The sequence below is a fragment of the Kribbella pratensis genome (genome assembly GCF_004366075.1).
In the GTDB taxonomy this organism is placed as follows: domain Bacteria; phylum Actinomycetota; class Actinomycetes; order Propionibacteriales; family Kribbellaceae; genus Kribbella; species Kribbella pratensis.
The window spans coordinates 723,656-739,802 of record NZ_SODU01000001.1; the positions used below are offsets into that span (position 1 = coordinate 723,656).

The window sequence follows — 16,147 nt, forward strand, 5'->3', positions numbered from 1 at the left end:
CAGGGCACACGGCGACGCCGGAACACTGCTCGATCCCACCGGGCTGATCCGGTCTGTCGTCCCATCGCCGGCTCGGGCGAGCCGGCCGCCTCGACGAAGCCCTCGCCGCAGCCAAACAAAGCACTGCCATCCGCCGGCAACTCGCCGACGCGAACCCCACCGCCCACTTGCCTACCTTGCTGGAACACTGAACAACCTAGGCATCCTGCTAGCCGAAGACAGTCGCAGCGCAGAGTCCCCAGCAGCAGCAGATGATGGATGTTGCCCGGAACAACCAGTTCCGCGATCTCGGCATGTTCCCGGTCGCCCGCGCGAAATGCTGGGCGCCGGTGATCGTGGCGTCGACCATGAAGTACCGCCGGTCCTGGCAGCTATTCGACCGGTTCGAGATCACCACCCAGATCCTGGGCTGGGACGAGCGAGTCTTCCATCAGGAGCAGGTGTTCACGCGGGTGAGAAATTTTACGCCCGCGGGCTAGGTGTCCGCTGTCGCTGGTCCATGGCGGCATCATCCAGCCCGGCAGTGACGAGTACCGGGTAGGGGAGAAGGTTCGCAGCGGCGGCCACATGCGGCCCTCGCGCCCGCCCAGGTTCCGGAGCAGCGTCGAGGATCATGAATCCTGGCCGGGGACGAGGCCAGATCGGCGGAGGCAGAACCACGTTGGTCGCCCACGTGCTTGATTACCTCACCCGCTACGAGGAGCGCTATCAGCTTGACGTACGGCTGGTCGGGGGCCGCGGATAGTAGGCAATACTTCGGCGCTGCTGATGGATCGGGCCGAGACGGATCTAGTTCAGCAGAGCGACCAGCCGGGCGAGCGGCTTGAGGAGCTCTCTGCGGTCTGTCAAGCGCCGCGGGCCGACCCAGAGCTTGGGGGTCCGGCTCGAATTCATCCAAGAGTGCGGCTAATGCATCCAGCCGTCGGCGCTGATCCGGATCGACCACGGCGACCCGGTCGCGCGGCGTCAGCGCAAGGTTCATGGCTCGGAGAGCCGCCGCGAGAGTCTCCGTTTCGGACTGCGAAATCCACACCGCCCGCAGGGGACTCCGCTCCCGGCCCGCTGCGAACAGCCGGGGCCGGGTGCTGTAGCGGGGTTCGACCGCCGGTACGGCGCATGCGTCCAGCGCGTCCCGCCGTACTGCCGCTGTCCGTTGCAACGCAGCCAACGCATGGCCTTCGGTCGAGTACTGCGGGTAGCAACCGCTCGCTCGTTTCGCCGCGTCCCAGGGTCTCCAGCAGATTCTCGGCACGTCGGTACAGCACCGCGACCTCCCGGTCGTCGGGCACCAACCGCCAGTTCATCCCCGATCTCCAGTCCGATCGAGTGACTAGTGGCGGTGGCCTCGGCGCCAGGCTCGGTAGCGAGCGAGGATCAGCATCTCGTTCATCCGGGTCTCGATCGACATGCTGCCTCGCGACTGCGGCGAGGGGACCTGCGTCGGCGTCGCGGTGGCTGGGTGCCGCTGGAGACGCCTGAAGTGTCGTCGATGCATGGCCGTCCCCTCCTCGGGCAGGCGAAGGTCTCCCTTCCAGTTTGCGCCGCGATCCGCTTGCTCGTCACCTCCGAGATTCGCTCCGCATCTGCGCGTTCGCCTCGGCGCCGAGGAGGATGGCGAGTGCGGTGAGGTAGAAGAACAGCAGTGCGGCGATCGGGGCGCTGATCGGGCCGTAGATGTTGACGGTGTCGAAGGCGTAGCGCAGATAGAGCCGTACGGCGGCTGCACCTGCGAGCCAAATGGCAGTGGCGACCGCGGCGCCGGGCAGGTGATCGCGCCATCTCGCGCGCAGCGGTACCGCGTAATGGTAGAAGGTGACCAGCGCCGCCAGGGACAAGACGAGCAGGCTGGGCCAGTAGGCGAGCTGGAGCACGGTCTGCGCCAGATCGTGGCCGGTCGGCGGGAGGACCTGGATCAGGGTTTGTGGACCGACGAGCAGCAGCGGCAGCAGGACGACTCCGATCACCACGCCGGCCAGATACATGCCGAGCGCCAGGACCCGGCTGGGCGCCGCACCGCGCTCGCTGCGCTGCCCGTAGGCGATGGCGATCGCGTTCACGTAGCTCGCTGTCGCAGTCGAGCCGGCCCACAGCGCAAGCAAGAACCCGGCCGATGCGACGTCAGCGCGCCCATTGGTGAGCACCTCGTCGACCAGAGGCCGGACAAGACTGTTCACGGTCGCAGGAGTGAGAGCTTGCGACGCGATCTCAATGAGTCGCGGTTCGATCTCCGTCCCGAGATCCACGCCGAACGCGCTCCCCAGGTAGCCGACCAGGCCGAGCAGACACAGCGCCAGCGGCGGCAGCGACAGCAGCATCCAGAAGCCGATCTCCGCCGCCATCCCGAGCACCCGGTGTCCCCACGCGCTCTGCACCGCGGCGCCGATCACCGCACCCGCCCGTGCCGGGGCTGCGGTCAGTCGTTGCCGCCATCGCATGCTGTCGCGGTTGTCTGTTGCCACCAGGCGACCCTCCGAACCAATGCGCTACGAGCGCGGTGTGCGGGGTTCGCCGGATGACCGATCGTCGGCCGAGCCGCGGTGGACGCGGTCGCGCAGCCGGGGCACCAACTGCCGCAGGCCGGGCAGGCGGCCGTGATGGGCGGCGGTCTTGTGAGCTCGTGGGGCGCCCGCAGAGATCGTGGGTGCCAGTGGGCGAGCTCGCAGCGTGGCAGCGCTCGGCGTACCCCACGGCTCTAGCATCAGATGGTGCCGCAGATAGAGAACTGTCTCGCGTGCGATGGCAGCCAGCGGCAGCGCGACCAGCGCTCCGGCGATGCCGTGCAGGTGCCCACCGAGCAGCAATGCGAACATCACCAGCAACGGGTTGATACGCAGGCTGTGGCTGAAAACCTGCGGCGCGACGATATGCCCTTCCAGCTGTTGCAGCACGACGAACAGCAGCAGCAGCCACAAAGCCGTCCACAGATCGCCCTGGAACAACGCCACCAGAATCGCGGGCGCCGCACCCAGAACCGGCCCCAGGTAAGGAATCAACTCCATCAGGCCGTAGAACACACCGAAGAACACCGCGTACGTCTTGCCGGACGGGAAGATGCCGAGAGCCCCGAACACCCACAAGGACACCCCGGCACTGAGCCCCATAATGAGGCTGAACGCAAGCTGCCCCCGGACGTAGCCCGAAACCGCCTGCTGCACCCGCGCCGGGTAGTCGTCGTCAACGGCATCGTCTCCGGACGGCATCACCTGCCGGGTCAGGGCACCGATCCGGCCCGCGTAGATCAGCATGTAGATCGTGACGACCAGCGTCAGAATGAGTACGAAACCAGCTTCGACGACTGTCGTGACCAGATCTCGGGTGAACGCGACGACGTCTCCCGAGCCACGCAGTACCGAGGCCTGCAACGTGTCCAGCGCGGTCTCGCCCGGGCGCTTGATCTGGATGCCGATCCCCCGCTGATCCAGCCACTGCTGCAGATTCGCCAACGATCCGTTGGCCGAGTCGATCAAACGGGGCAGATCGTCCTGGAACGCCGCCAACTGCACGGCAACCTGACGGACCAGCAACGCGACCGCGCCACCCATCACTACGAAGAAGCCGAGGAACACCAGGACGATGGCGATCCCGCGCGGAACGCGCGCCCGCTGCAACCCCACCACCAGCGGATTCACGATCAATGCCACAACGGCAGCAACCAGGAAGATCATCAACACCGGCGCCGCCGCACGCGCGAGCGCCGTCAACGCGAACAAGGCCACCGCCACCACGATCGCCTGCACCCACCGCGGCACGACCACCGGCTCGACAGCAACCGAATCGGGAGCCGGCGACGGCGCCGCAGGCGGCTCGGCATCGTCTGCAGGCATCGGGTCCGGACGCACGGCGTCAACCGAATCATCCGGGATCGCTGCCTCCTGAGCGTCGGCGCTGCGTCGCGCGGAAATCCCGGGTGCGTTGTCGTCGTCACTGCGTCCGGTCGTCATGCCCCGCCTCCCCTGCCGCCGTACCGCGGGGACCGCCGCCTCGGCCTCCGGTTCGCGGGCCCTGAGGCTGGCTGCTTAACCCCAGGACCCTCACGAACCGCTCACAAGTCCAGTACCCAGGCGCATCAGCAGGTTAACGAGAGCGTGGAACCTACTGGCGCCAAAGGAGAACGCCGTCGCCTTCGCCCGCTCCTCGAATGCCTCAGACAACCTTCTACCCGGCTGCCCGATCGTCACCATCCACGACCAGACGCGCCAGCCGCAACGGCCGGATCACGCGGCCTTCGAAGGGCTATGTCAGTGGTTGGCGCGGGCCGCGAGCAAGGTGAGGTCGCCTACGACGGCGATCGATTCGACGCCGTGGTCGGTCGACGCGACTCCCGGGACGCGAGGCAGGTCGACGCGGATCTTTGCCAGGGTCTCGGTCGGGGTCCAGGAGCCGGTTGTGAGGTCGACGTAGAAGGTCGCGTAGCCGGATGTCAGCGTGGCCACCTGCAGACTGGCTCGTCGCTCGGCGTCCTGCACCGGATACTCCTTGGTCGTGTGGAAGACGGCGACATTCGTGCCGATGGTGGGATTCTTGATCTTGACCTCCACCGTGCCGAGCCTCGCAAGACCCAGGCCGAGCTCACCCACGTCGGGTGTGGTCAACCGCGGCGCCGCCTCCTGGGTGTCGGTCACGTCGTACGTGAGCTTGCCGTCGCTGATCTGTGGACTGCTCATGTAGTTGCGGGTCAGGGTCGCGAGCTCCGCGTCGGTGTCCCAGCGGACAGCGCCGCTCAGCCGCGGATCCGGCGACAGAAGTACGTAGTCGATCGCGCCGTCGACGATGCCGTCGTCGCCGGAGGCCGCTTGATCAGGCGGGTCGATGCGAAGCTGAATCGCGGTGCCGGTCCAGCTGGGCACGGTTGCCAGGTCGGCGACGTACTCGACGAAGCCGGCGGTTGTCGGACGCACGGTAAAGGTCACTTTCTTCGACTCTGTCCAGGTCGGATCCGCGGCGGTCCGGAAGTAGACCTGGCCGTAGGTTCCCGTGGTGGCGTTGCGCAAGCCGATCTTCACGTACCTCAGCCGGCCCGCGTCGAGCGTGAGGTCCAGCGCGCTCACGATGCGCGCGTCCGGTCCGGACAACCGGTACTCCAGCACGTCGCCGGGCGCGGACACGGTCGCGTTGAAGCCCGCGGTCCAGCCGTCGAGGGACGTGTCGAAGTCCCAGAGGTGATGGTTCTCGCCGGGCGCGCCCAGCGCCTGCGTCGTGGAGGATCCGCGATAGATCGGTGCCGCACCGGTGTTGTTGATGTACTCCGGCGCAGTGAAGTCGCCGGTGATCGTGCCGACGTTGACGTTGCGCGAGCCGGCGAGGATCGAGACTGGCGTGCGTACGGAGATACCGGTGGTGTCGTGAACCGTCAGGCCCGTCACAGTGACGCCGTTGGCCTTGTTCAACGAACGGCCGACTTCCACCAGGTTGACCGGCGTGGCCGATGTGACGACGGCATCGTTGCCGGAGACGACGATGTCGCGGCCCAGTTCGGCCCGGACGATCGGCGTCGTGACGCCGAGGAAGTGATTGCCGATGATTCGGAAGTTCTCTGCGGACTCGTCGGTGGCGGTAGGGACGATGTCGCCGCCGATCTCGGTCACCGGGCGCTGGAAGACGTTCTCGAAGATGTTGTTCTCGACCCGGACGTGGTTGGCGATCGGGCCCTCGCCACCCTTGGTCGCCACCGTGGTGATGCGCATCGCCTGGGGGACATCGACGAATGTGTTCCCTGTGATGAGGCCCGGTCCGTCGGGCAGGATGCCCCGGCCGCGGTGGTTTTCGAAACGGTTGCCGCGGATCGTCACTTGGTCGAAGACCGCAGCTGTGTCCAGGAACAGGTCCCCGTTCTGCATTCCGGCGATCGGCGTCACGAACTCAACGACGTTGCCGTTGACCTTCTTGACGGTCGCGGTGCCGCGCCGGGCACGGGTCAGCACGTCGTAGATCTCGACGACGTCGTTCACCTCGACGATCTGCGGGGACTTGATCCAGACCTTCGTGTCGGGTAGATCCCCGGGCCCCGTGCAACCCGTATCCGTAGCGGTACAGGAGGTCTTGATGCCGTCCGACGTACGGCTGGTGTAGTGGATGGCGTCGTCACCGCTGCGGGCGAACTTGGAGTTCTCGATCCGCAGCGTCCCCTTGCTGTAGCCGGAGAGGTGTACGGCGTCGCGAGTGGAGCTGAGCAGGCGGCCGTCGCCGGGGACGGATCTGTAGTTGCGCAGCGTCAGGTTCTCGATGCCACCCGACCACAGGCCCATGAATCCGGACGCGTTGTTCACGACGTCCTGCACTGTGACGGACTGGGCGTTCAAGAAGCGGAACGAGATGGCCGTCCCCACGGCCGTGGCGAAAGCGATCCGCTGACCGGAGAAGAACTCGTTCCTCGAGTTGTTGTAGTAGTACAACCGCCATGTCCGGTCAGTCGCCGACAGTTGCGTTCGCCAAGGCGACACGGACGTGCTGGGAGTGAAGTAGCCGACCGTCAGCCGATGCTGCCGATCTTCCGGGAATCCAATCGTCTGCCGCCGATTGACCTCTGTCAGGACGGACGGAGGAAGGCTTCGCACGCTCGCGATGGCAAAGTAGTGAGTAAATCGGGAGTTGGGGCCCGGAAGTTCATCGCTTCCGGGTTATATGGCCAGGTCGGAGAGCCGGTGAGGGGATTCGAACCCCTACCCCCCGCTTTACCAGGCCATACCTGTCATCGAACTGCACCATTACCCGCAAGTTGCCGTTGACCTGCTCACTCTCCATTGGAGAGTTAGCAGTTGCTGGCGACTGTGCTCAGCATGTTTCATCCAATCCGGTGAGTAAAACGGTGAGTAGCGCGGGCACGAAGGGCATCTGCATGGACACCCTCGCCGCTCGCCGCTACCCGTCGATGGTTGTGCAGAAGTCCAACGGGTCACACGCAGGTTTGGCGAGACGGCGAGGACGGGCTAGTAGGCGCCGTCGTTGCCGATGACGGCTCGTAGCGTCTTCCACATGATCAAGAGATCGAGCACGAGCGACCAGTTGTCGACATAGCGCAGGTCCAGGTTGACCGACTCTTCCCAACTCAGATCGCTGCGCCCACTCACCTGCCAAAGCCCAGTCAGACCCGGCTTGACGAGCAGCCGCCGGTTGACGTCGGTACCGTAGATCGCGGCCTCCTCTGGGCGAGGTGGACGCGGGCCGACCATCGACATCTCGCCGCGGAGCACGTTGAGCAGCTGCGGCAACTCGTCTATTGAATACCTCCGCAGCACTCGACCGACTAATGTGATTCGTGGATCTTCACGGAGCTTGAAAAGCACCGAGTTTTCGCTGGGTGCGTGATCCCTTCCAAGCCGTCGACCGGCGTCGACATACATGGTTCGGAACTTCACCATAGAGAAGGCTTGGCCAGCGAATCCAATTCGCGTGTCCCGATAGAATGTGGGGCCCCTACTGCTGAAACGAACCACAAGGGCCACGACGAGAATTAGGGGTAGCAGAACGACAAGCATCAGAGCTGCAACGATCCTGTCGAACACACTCTTCAGAAACAGCGGCCCACCGCTGACCGACGGGCGTTCCAGATGAAGGAGCGACATCCCAGCAACTGGCCGGATGGAGATGCGCGGACCTGCGACCTCAACTATGCCCGGCGAGACGATCAGCTCGACACCCCGCTGTTCCAGGGCCCATGAAATCCGACGCAATGACTGTGCGCCGAGCTCGGGATCTGCTGCAACAACGACAACCTCCGCTGCGCATCGATCAACTGCCGCGATGACATCCGAGTCATCATCCCCCCGTGATCCTGATAGGCCCGCAAGCGAGCGCCGCGACGCAGGCTCCCCGCGTGGGTGGCAAGCAGCCACGACAAGGTAGCCGTCGGCGGGCCGAGCCTCTAGGTATCGACGAAGAAGCGTCACCTGACTCTCGTGTCCTACGACAAGCACGCGGCGCATGCGACGACCCTGGTACCGCCTCCGGCTCAGGTCGAGGTGCAGCGAGTATCGCAGTATCAATGACATGAACATCATTGCCGGCACCGACAACTCTACGAAGCCGTGGGCGACGTCGCTTCGGGACGTGTACGCAGTGACCGCCAGGATCGCAAGGACACCAACACCTGCTAGGAGTACCGAGCGGAACTCCTCGGGCCCCGTGCCAAAGAGTCTGGATTGATAGCCTTTGGCTACCCCAATGGCTGCGACCCAGATGAGCGGCAAGAGGCCTGCAACGAGTAGGCGCACCGCATACGGCTGGGGGCTCAGCTGCACGATGAACGGGATACAAACGCCGATAAGCGCGGCTATCAGATCACCGCCCAGCGCCGTCCATCGATAGATGCTGATCCACCTAGGCTCGACGCGACGCCGAGATAGCGGAACAACGGCTGGGACCTCCTCCGGGACGACCCAAATTGGTCGCTCGCGGGCAGGTATCTCCTGCGATTTCGTCTGTTCTCCTTCGGGCGCCAGGAGTGTTGCGAGGCGGGCGACAGTCCGCATCGTAGCGGGATGATCCTCGCCAAGAATCCGCTCCTGGATCGGCAACAGTTGCCGGTAGAGGTCGCTGGCAGCATCCGATTCGCCCATCTGCGCGGTGAAGTAGGCCAGGTTCGCGCGGCAGGTCAGCGTCTCCGGATGCTCCTCACCCAACACACGCCCAAACGTCGGCACCAACACGGCGAATCGATCGCGAGCGTCACCCGGCTCGCCAGCCCTTCCAACATAGTCAGCGAGGTTCGCGCGGCAGGTCAGCGTCTCCGGATGCTCCTCACCCAACACACGCCCGAATATCGGCACTAACACAGTGAACTGATCGAGCGCAGCCTGGATCTCGCCACCCTGTCCGAGCAGTTCTGCGACCTTCGCCCTTGCCGAGAGCAGGACTGCGGATTTCGAGTCCAACGCAGCGATGGCGCTTTCGATGGTCCGCGCTTGGGTAAGCGACGCGCTGGCGAGGCCTGTCGCGGCCAGGTAGTCGGTTGCGCGTAGCGCGGCACGTGCGGCATGCGTCAGACTTTGCATCTCGATCGATTCGCTCCGCGTTAGCTCCATGAGAACGTGCATCGTGTGAGGTGCCAGGGCTTGCCAGGTGGGCCAGGCCGAGCGCTCCGATACTTGATGGTCCATACGACCGGTCGCTAGGTCCAGCAATTTGGATGCGATCCGCAGCAACTCACCAGTTTGCTGTTCGCGATCAATTGCGTGGAGGTTCGCATCTCTAAGCAGCGGATGCAGTCGGAGCGTGCTGACCGACCAGGCTGGCTGGGAGTCGCGAGTGTCGGACGAGAGCTCAAGCAGGCTCTGCCCCGACAGCGCTTGCAGTAGACCCCTCAACTTCTGAACATCGATGTCCTTGAACAAGGACGACTCCCACATTGCAGCGGGATCCAGGATCAGGAAGTAAGGAAGCGGCGCGTCCGCAAGCACTGATAGGAGCCTCAGCAAGATGCGCGCGTTCGTGTACCCACGATCCTCCAACTGTCTGATCGACAGTGCGAAGGCCCTGTTCATGACCCCGCGCGCTGCAGGGTTGGCGAGGGGCTCCGAGTCGAGGGCGGCTCGATAGCCGGCAAACGTAGTGATTCCCCCAGGAAGCGGCACACTGATGGCCTCTGAGAGGTGCCGACCGACGACTGTTAGGGCGAGCGGGAGTCCACCAAGTCGTTCGGACAATGCCGCAGCCTCCTCATGGCTACCAGCGCTGTCTCCAGCGGCCCGGAGCAGCAATCGCGCACCCACGCCAGGCGGCAGCTCCTCGATTTCTTCAAGCTGAGTCCAGCTGCTCCAGACATGCGGCCGACGATCACGCGTCGTCACCAGCACCGCGCCCCTACGGCTCATTACAGGACGAAGCCATCCTCGCCCTCCGGCCGGAAGCTCCCCCGGAGGAGCGAGTGCGTCTATGTCATCCGCGTTGTCGATCACCAGCATCCAGGGACTGCCCCGGTAGGCGTTCAGGAGGCGCCACAGGACGTCCGGTGCGTCGGTCGTCCATTGGCGGTCCAGATCATGCGCGGGGACATCCAACTCTCCAGCGAGCAGTTGGGCCAACTGTCGCAAACCGGTCTGTAGTCCTGCCTCGTCAGCGGCCGATATCCACCACACCTGTACGCCCCGCTGCGTGACTCGGTTCGCTACCCGCAACGCGATCGCGGTCTTGCCACAGCCAGGCATTCCGCTGAGGACACGTGTCCTCGGCCCAGCTCGATTTCTCCATGAATAGAGATCCACTAGGGCTTCCAGCAGGTAGTCGCGACCGTAGACCGGAGCCGCCGTCGTAACGTCTGGAGGCCTCAACGAGTTGAACCCAGGTGCCGCAGCCGCTGAGTGACCGGTCGACAATTCATGAGCGAGCGCGCGGCTCTGGCGCGCTTGGAGGATCGGAACGACGATCGCCACAACCAATGATGCGAAGCCTACTGCCAGTCCGTACGGACTGCTCAGCTGATCACGGGTGGATACATCTGCGCCGAAATAGGTGCCTACTGCCGGGGCCCACCACCTGGAAGAAATCGCGACCACGCCCAGGGCAGCGAACACCAACCAGATCCAGCGCGCACGGATGCCGTAGGCACGCTTCCACACCGCTGTCAGCTCAGACACCCCCACCGCGTCGACCGACCTTGATTAGCCGACCAGAATTGCCTCCCACACCACCCCGGTGCCGGTATCTTGCCCGATCACCACCGCTCACGGTAGACGTGTTACAAAATGCGCGAGCCACGATCGTCAACATCGACGATCTGGACACGCCGCCTTGGTTGCTGCGTCCTGCGGCAACATCAGACGGATGGCTTGGCCGGGGCCATTCCCGGCATCGAGCCGATCCAGGTGTCAACGGCGCGCCACATCTGCCGAAAGACCCCCGCTCCTGCTGCCGCATCGAGGGATGCGGTCGTAACCACGGCCTGCGGATTGAAGGCTGCTCGACGGCATGAACGGCGCACAAGTCCTACCCAAGCCGGATCCTCAAGGCAGTTGGCGTTTCCATCGCGGTGAGACCTCTCCATTCATCCGGCCCTTCTAGGGACGCACGGACCTCGTGCACAGGCCACTTCGCGGCTGCGACAGCGGTCACGGAGCGAGGCGATCTCCAGTCGACGTAGAAAAGACGTGCAGGGCTTTCGGGTCGGCGGCGAGCCGCAGACTGGTGCCCTTCTCACAACGTTGGCGGGCGTCTATCCGAGCGACGATCTCCAAGCCGATGTTCTCTGCCGTACCGTGCAGAAACGCCTCGGCCCCGAGTTCCTCCACCATGGCGACTCGCACTTGCAGGCCCAGCTCACCGTCCGAGACGATCCGGAGGTCCTCGGGCCGGATGCCCACGGTGATCGTCGTTTCATCCCCTGCTCTCGTCACCGCTTCACGCAAGATCGGGACCACATAGTCACCGAACCTGGCTCCGCCTTCGGTGATCTCGGCGTCGATCAAGTTCATCGCCGGAGATCCGATGAAGCCGGCCACGAACTTGTTCCTCGGATGGTCGTACAACGCGAGCGGGCTGTCGACCTGCTGCAACACGCCGTCGCGAAGGACAGCCACCCGGTCGCCCATCGTCATCGCCTCGATCTGGTCGTGGGTGACGTACACCGTGGTCACCCCGAGCCGGTGCTGCAGCTCAGCGATCTGCGTACGGGTCTGCACCCGCAGCTTGGCGTCCAGGTTCGACAGTGGCTCGTCCATCAGGAAGACCTGCGGATTACGGACGATCGCGCGGCCCATCGCGACCCGCTGCCGCTGACCACCGGACAGGGCCTTCGGCTTGCGTTCCAGATAGTCCTCCAGCCCGAGGAGCTTGGCCGCGTCGGCGATCCGCTTGGCCCGTTCCTCCTTGTGAACGCCTCGGATCTTGAGCGCGAAGCCCATGTTGTCCGCGACCGACATGTGCGGGTAGAGAGCATAGTTCTGGAACACCATCGCGATGTCCCGATCTCTTGGCGGCACGTCGGTCACGTCACGCTCGCCGATGAAGATGGAACCGGCGCTGACCTCGTCCAGCCCGGCAAGCATCCTCAGCGCCGTCGACTTTCCGGATCCCGATGGCCCGACAAGGACCATGAACTCGCCGTTCTCGATCTCCAGGTCGAGTTTGTCGACGGATGGCGCTTCGCTCCCCGGATAGATTCGGGTCGCGGACTTGAAAGACACAGAGGCCATGGATGATCGTTCCTTTCGCCGGCAGTCGTTGGCGATCGAGGAGGAGAAGCCGAGCGGCCGCGCGGCTCGGCCCAAGGGTGTCGATCCGAGTTGCACAGGCGTTGCGGTGCAGATTCTGCAAGCCGGGTGCAATGAGGCCCGGCAGCTTGGCGATATGACGGACTTGCTCGATGATCTGGTACGGCGTGGGGTGTCTGTATGGCTCGATGATCTGGATCGGACAGCCTTGCTGGACGGGACGCTGGAGCGGCTGATCCGGTGCCGACATGTGTCGGGAGTGACAACCAATCCGGTCATCTTCGCCCGGTCGATTACCGGTTCGGCGGCGTACGACGCGCAATTGAACGAACTGCGGCTGCGCGGTGCGTCCGGCGACGAGGCTCGACGGGCACTGACCGCCCGGGACGTGCGCACGGCGTGCGACCTGCTTCGGCCGCCGTTCGACGAGGGCGGCGACGGACTGGTGTCGATCGAGGTCGATCCTCGGTTCGCGTACGACGCCGACGCGACCCTGGCGGACGCCCGCGCGCTCTGGTGGCAGGTGGATCGACCCAACCTGCTGATCAAGATCCCCGCGACGAAGGCGAGTCTGCCGGCAATCGGGGCCTGTCTGGCCGAAGGGATCAGCGTCAATGTGACGCTGATCTTCTCCGCCGAGCGGTACGCCGAAGTCTTCGACACGTTCGTCGAAGGCATGACCCGCGCGGCCGAGTCGGGGCGAGACCTGCGCCGCATCGTTTCCGTCGCATCCCTGTTCGTCTCGCGCGTCGACACCGCGGTGGACAACCTGCTCCGTCCAACCCAACGGTTCGCCGAGCTGAGAGGACGGGCGGCACTGGCCAATGCGCGTCGCGCCGCCGAGATCTTCGCACGACGCATTCAAGAACCGGGGTGGCTTGAGCTGCGTGCCGCTGGCGCGCGGCCCCAGAGATTGCTCTGGGCATCGACCGGTGTCAAGGACCTCGCGTACGACGCCACCCGCTACGTCACCGGTCTTGCCATACCCGGAACCATCAACACGATGCCAATGGCCACTCTCGAAGCGGTGGCGAAGCAAACCACGGCTGCCTCCAGCACCACATGGCTCGACGCGGCTACGGAGTTGAAGGCCCTGACCGACGCGGGGATCGAACTCGATCGCGTCATGGCACAACTCGAGACCGACGGCGTCGAGGCGTTCGTCGAGGCATGGGCGGCACTTGGTGCCACGATCGCGCACCGCCTCGCTGCACGTCCCTGACTTCGTGGCCAGATCAGAGGGAATCGAGGCCAGATCTGTGGACATCAATGCCGAACGTCCCGCCGTTGGTGACTCATGTTCCATGACACGAAAGGAAACGAGTATGTCCGCATCCCCCGGGTCCGCCCCGGCAGAGACGACCGGCCCTCCGGACGCGACGATCGGGCGCCAGGCGCTGGTCGCACTCGCTCTCGCGTCCGGCCCCGTTGTCGCTCTGGGCTTCACGCGCTTCGCTTACGCGCTCCTCCTGCCGGCGATGCACGAGGTGATGCACTGGAGCTACGCGCAGGCCGGTGGAATGAACACTGCCAACGCACTGGGCTACATCATCGGCGCCGCAACTGCCGCCCTCCTGGCCCGGACCGTTGGAGGCCGTCAGATCTTCCTGGGGACCCTAGCTGCGAGTGCACTGGTTCTCCTCGCCACCGCCGCGACCGCGAGCTTTCCGGTGCTCCTCGCTCTGCGCTTTGTCGGCGGCTTCACCACCGCCGTCACGTTCGTCGTCGGATCCGTGCTCGCCTCGCACATCGTGAGCGGCGCGCTGCAACGGCGATCCGCCTTGATGGTGGCTGTCTACATGGCCGGCGTAGGAATCGGCGTCGTCATTTCCGGCGCTGTCGTGCCGGCCGCGCTCGGATCCGGTCCATCCGGCTGGCGACTCGGCTGGCTGCTGATGGGGGCCATCGCAGTGGTCGCCCTGCTCCCCGCATGGCTTGGCACTCGGTCCGTCGCTCCACCAGGGGGCACCCACTCAGCCGTTCTCGAGGCCGATCAGCTGCGCCGCCTGGCCCCGACCTTCGTCTGGTATGTCCTGTATGGCGCCGGCTACGTCAGCTACATGACCTTCGTCATCGCGCTGCTGAAGTCGCAAGGGCTCGGCGGATCGATGATCGCCTTGTTCTTCGTCGTGCTCGGCGTCGCCTCCGTAGTTGCGACCCTGACCGTCTGGGGTCACCTTGCGGGTCGGCTCCGCGCCGGGCGAGCTCCCGCTCTGGTCGCCGTCGTCGTTTTCCTCGGCGTACTGCCGGTCCTGCTGCTCCCAGTTGGTGTCCCGGCGGCCGTGCTGTCCGCGGTGATCTTCGGCGCCAGCTTCATGGCCGGGCCCACCGCCGCGACCGTCATCGCCCGCCGGATGCTCCCCCGCGGAGCCTGGACCGCCGGCATCGCGCTGCTGACCGTGGCGTTCTCCGTCGGCCAAGCGATCGGGCCGCTCGTGTCCGGCCTCCTCTCCGACGGCGCAGGTGGCATCAGTCGCGGCTTGTGGCTGTCAGCCGGGCTGCTGATCCTGGCCGCCGTCGCCGCACTGTTCCAGCGCGACCACCACGCCGCCTGAAAGGACCTGCCATGTTCAAGTGCATCCTCGCCGCAATCGACAACTCCGACCGCACGGACAGGGTGATGGAGGTCGTCGGGCACCTTGCCCAAACGACCGGCGCCGCCGTACACCTCGTGCACGCCGACGAGGCCGAGGCGGTCTACGACCAGGTCGTCGACCTGGAGGACGACCGTTCCGCGCGCAGCCTGGTCGATCGCGAGGTCGCCCAGCTTCGCTCGGCGGGAATCGTCGCCACCGGAGACGTGATGGACGTCCTGCACGAGGACGTCGCAGAACTCGTCCTGACCCGCGCTCGTGAGTTCGGCAGTGATCTGATCGTCCTTGCGCCACGCCATCACAGCCGGTTCGCCGCACTACTCGGATCGAGTATCAGCCTCGAGGTCGCGCTGCACTCCCCTACGTCGGTGTTGCTGGTCGCATGAGCGGACCCAGGATTGTGGTGGTCGTGTACGAGGGCGTCCGGCTGCTGGACGTCGCCGGTCCGGTCGAAGTCTTCACGGTCGCCAACGAGCACGGCGCGGCGTACGACGTACGCCTCGCCTCGCTCGGTGGACGCGACATTACGACGACCGGCGGCGTCCGGTGCGGCGCCGACGTGGCTCTGGAGGACATCGACCACGAGGCCGCGGTACTGCTCGTGCCAGGCAGTCCGGACCTGCAGGCCGACGAGCGACTCCTCTACCAGGTACGACGCCTTGCGCCTAAGGCGGATCGGGTCGCCTCGGTCTGCGCCGGTGCCTTCGTCCTCGCCGAGGCCGGGCTGCTCGACAACCACCGCGCAGCCACCCACTGGGATCTGGCCGACAGACTGGCTCGGCAGTTCCCGGCCATCGAGGTCGACGGTGACGCGATCTTCGTCCAGGACGGCAGATTCCTCTCGTCCGCCGGGATCACCGCAGGCATCGACCTCGCCCTCGCCATGGTCGAGGCCGACCACGGCGCCAGGTTGGCCCGCATCGTTGCCAAGCAACTCGTCGTGTTCATGCAGCGGCCCGGTGGACAGTCGCAGTTCAGCGTCCGTCTCCGAGCCGACTGCCGGGGGTGCGAAGATCTGCGGCCCGTGCTCGATTCGGTCGTCCTCGATCCTGCGGGCGACCACCGGCTGGCCGCGCTGGCGGCTCGGGCCGCGGTCAGCGTTCGACAGCTCACCCGGATGTTCCGCGACCAGGTCGGCACGACGCCGGCCCGCTACGTCGAAGAGGTCCGGCTGGAGTACGCCAAGAACCTGCTCGAGACCGGCGACCAGCCGATCGAAGTGGTCGCGCGGCGATCCGGGTTCGGCTCGCCTGAAGCACTGCGGCGTGCCTTCGTCCGCACTGTTCGGGTGACGCCGACGGCGTACCGAGCAGGCTTCAGGACCACTGGAGCGCGTCCATGAGGATGACGCTTTTCTTGCGCCACATGACCCTCAGGTCCCTCTCGTCACCCGCCCTACTCACCGGAATC

At 65.4% G+C, this 16,147-nt stretch carries 10 protein-coding genes; 5 read left to right on the plus strand and 5 right to left on the minus strand.

The genetic code is table 11. The features are described 5' to 3' along the window. Positions 1 to 251: 251 nt before the first annotated feature. The gene (locus tag EV137_RS03525) at positions 252 to 479 is read left to right on the plus strand and encodes a thioesterase family protein (protein ID WP_134126491.1); all 228 of its coding nucleotides are present in this window, start codon (positions 252 to 254) and stop codon (positions 477 to 479) included. A 1,080-nt stretch (positions 480 to 1,559) separates the two neighbouring features. Here the strand turns inward: EV137_RS03525 and EV137_RS03530 are convergent. The 5 genes from EV137_RS03530 to EV137_RS03550 form a co-directional block, all read right to left on the minus strand. Then, a complete protein-coding gene (locus EV137_RS03530) occupies positions 1,560 to 2,459 on the minus strand; it encodes a YihY/virulence factor BrkB family protein (RefSeq protein ID WP_134126493.1) in 900 nt (299 codons plus the stop codon). A gap of 24 nt (positions 2,460 to 2,483) precedes the next feature. Beyond that, positions 2,484 to 3,737, minus strand: a complete 1,254-nt coding sequence (locus tag EV137_RS03535; RefSeq protein WP_166679760.1) for an AI-2E family transporter — start codon at positions 3,735 to 3,737, stop codon at positions 2,484 to 2,486. A 501-nt stretch (positions 3,738 to 4,238) separates the two neighbouring features. After that, positions 4,239 to 6,554, minus strand: a complete 2,316-nt coding sequence (locus tag EV137_RS03540) for a right-handed parallel beta-helix repeat-containing protein (protein WP_134126497.1) — start codon at positions 6,552 to 6,554, stop codon at positions 4,239 to 4,241. Positions 6,555 to 6,926: 372 nt separating this feature from the next. After that, entirely contained in the window at positions 6,927 to 10,571 is a 3,645-nt protein-coding gene (locus EV137_RS03545; RefSeq protein WP_166679761.1) for an exopolysaccharide biosynthesis polyprenyl glycosylphosphotransferase, read from the minus strand. A 471-nt stretch (positions 10,572 to 11,042) separates the two neighbouring features. Further along, positions 11,043 to 12,125, minus strand: a complete 1,083-nt coding sequence (locus EV137_RS03550; protein ID WP_134126501.1) for an ABC transporter ATP-binding protein — start codon at positions 12,123 to 12,125, stop codon at positions 11,043 to 11,045. On the opposite strand from EV137_RS03550, the gene tal reads away from it, so the two are divergent. The 4 genes from tal (at position 12,124) to EV137_RS03570 (ending at position 16,079) form a co-directional block, all read left to right on the plus strand. Beyond that, positions 12,124 to 13,365 carry a transaldolase gene (gene tal / locus EV137_RS03555; RefSeq protein ID WP_238175070.1) on the plus strand — a complete coding sequence of 414 codons (1,242 nt, stop codon included), beginning with the start codon at positions 12,124 to 12,126 and terminating at the stop codon, positions 13,363 to 13,365. The two genes, EV137_RS03550 and tal, sit on opposite strands and share 2 nt — an antisense overlap. A gap of 103 nt (positions 13,366 to 13,468) precedes the next feature. Beyond that, positions 13,469 to 14,698 (plus strand): YbfB/YjiJ family MFS transporter, encoded by a 1,230-nt coding sequence (locus EV137_RS03560; protein ID WP_166679762.1) that lies wholly within the window; start codon positions 13,469 to 13,471, stop codon positions 14,696 to 14,698. A gap of 11 nt (positions 14,699 to 14,709) precedes the next feature. Beyond that, entirely contained in the window at positions 14,710 to 15,123 is a 414-nt protein-coding gene (locus EV137_RS03565; RefSeq protein ID WP_134126504.1) for a universal stress protein, read from the plus strand. Continuing rightward, on the plus strand, positions 15,120 to 16,079 hold the full coding sequence (locus EV137_RS03570) for a GlxA family transcriptional regulator (RefSeq protein WP_134126506.1): 960 nt from the start codon (positions 15,120 to 15,122) through the stop codon (positions 16,077 to 16,079). The genes EV137_RS03565 and EV137_RS03570 overlap by 4 nt, the downstream gene beginning before the upstream one ends. Positions 16,080 to 16,147: the final 68 nt, after the last annotated feature.

What these genes read in the sequence shown, in the direction of transcription:
- EV137_RS03525 (WP_134126491.1), top strand. Translation starts at nt 252, where the DNA reads ATGATGGATGTTGCCCGGAACAACCAGTTCCGCGATCTCGGCATGTTC.
- EV137_RS03570 (WP_134126506.1), top strand. Translation starts at nt 15,120, where the DNA reads ATGAGCGGACCCAGGATTGTGGTGGTCGTGTACGAGGGCGTCCGGCTG.
- tal (WP_238175070.1), top strand. Translation starts at nt 12,124, where the DNA reads ATGGATGATCGTTCCTTTCGCCGGCAGTCGTTGGCGATCGAGGAGGAG.
- EV137_RS03560 (WP_166679762.1), top strand. Translation starts at nt 13,469, where the DNA reads ATGTCCGCATCCCCCGGGTCCGCCCCGGCAGAGACGACCGGCCCTCCG.
- EV137_RS03565 (WP_134126504.1), top strand. Translation starts at nt 14,710, where the DNA reads ATGTTCAAGTGCATCCTCGCCGCAATCGACAACTCCGACCGCACGGAC.
- EV137_RS03550 (WP_134126501.1), bottom strand. Translation starts at nt 12,125, where the DNA reads ATGGCCTCTGTGTCTTTCAAGTCCGCGACCCGAATCTATCCGGGGAGC.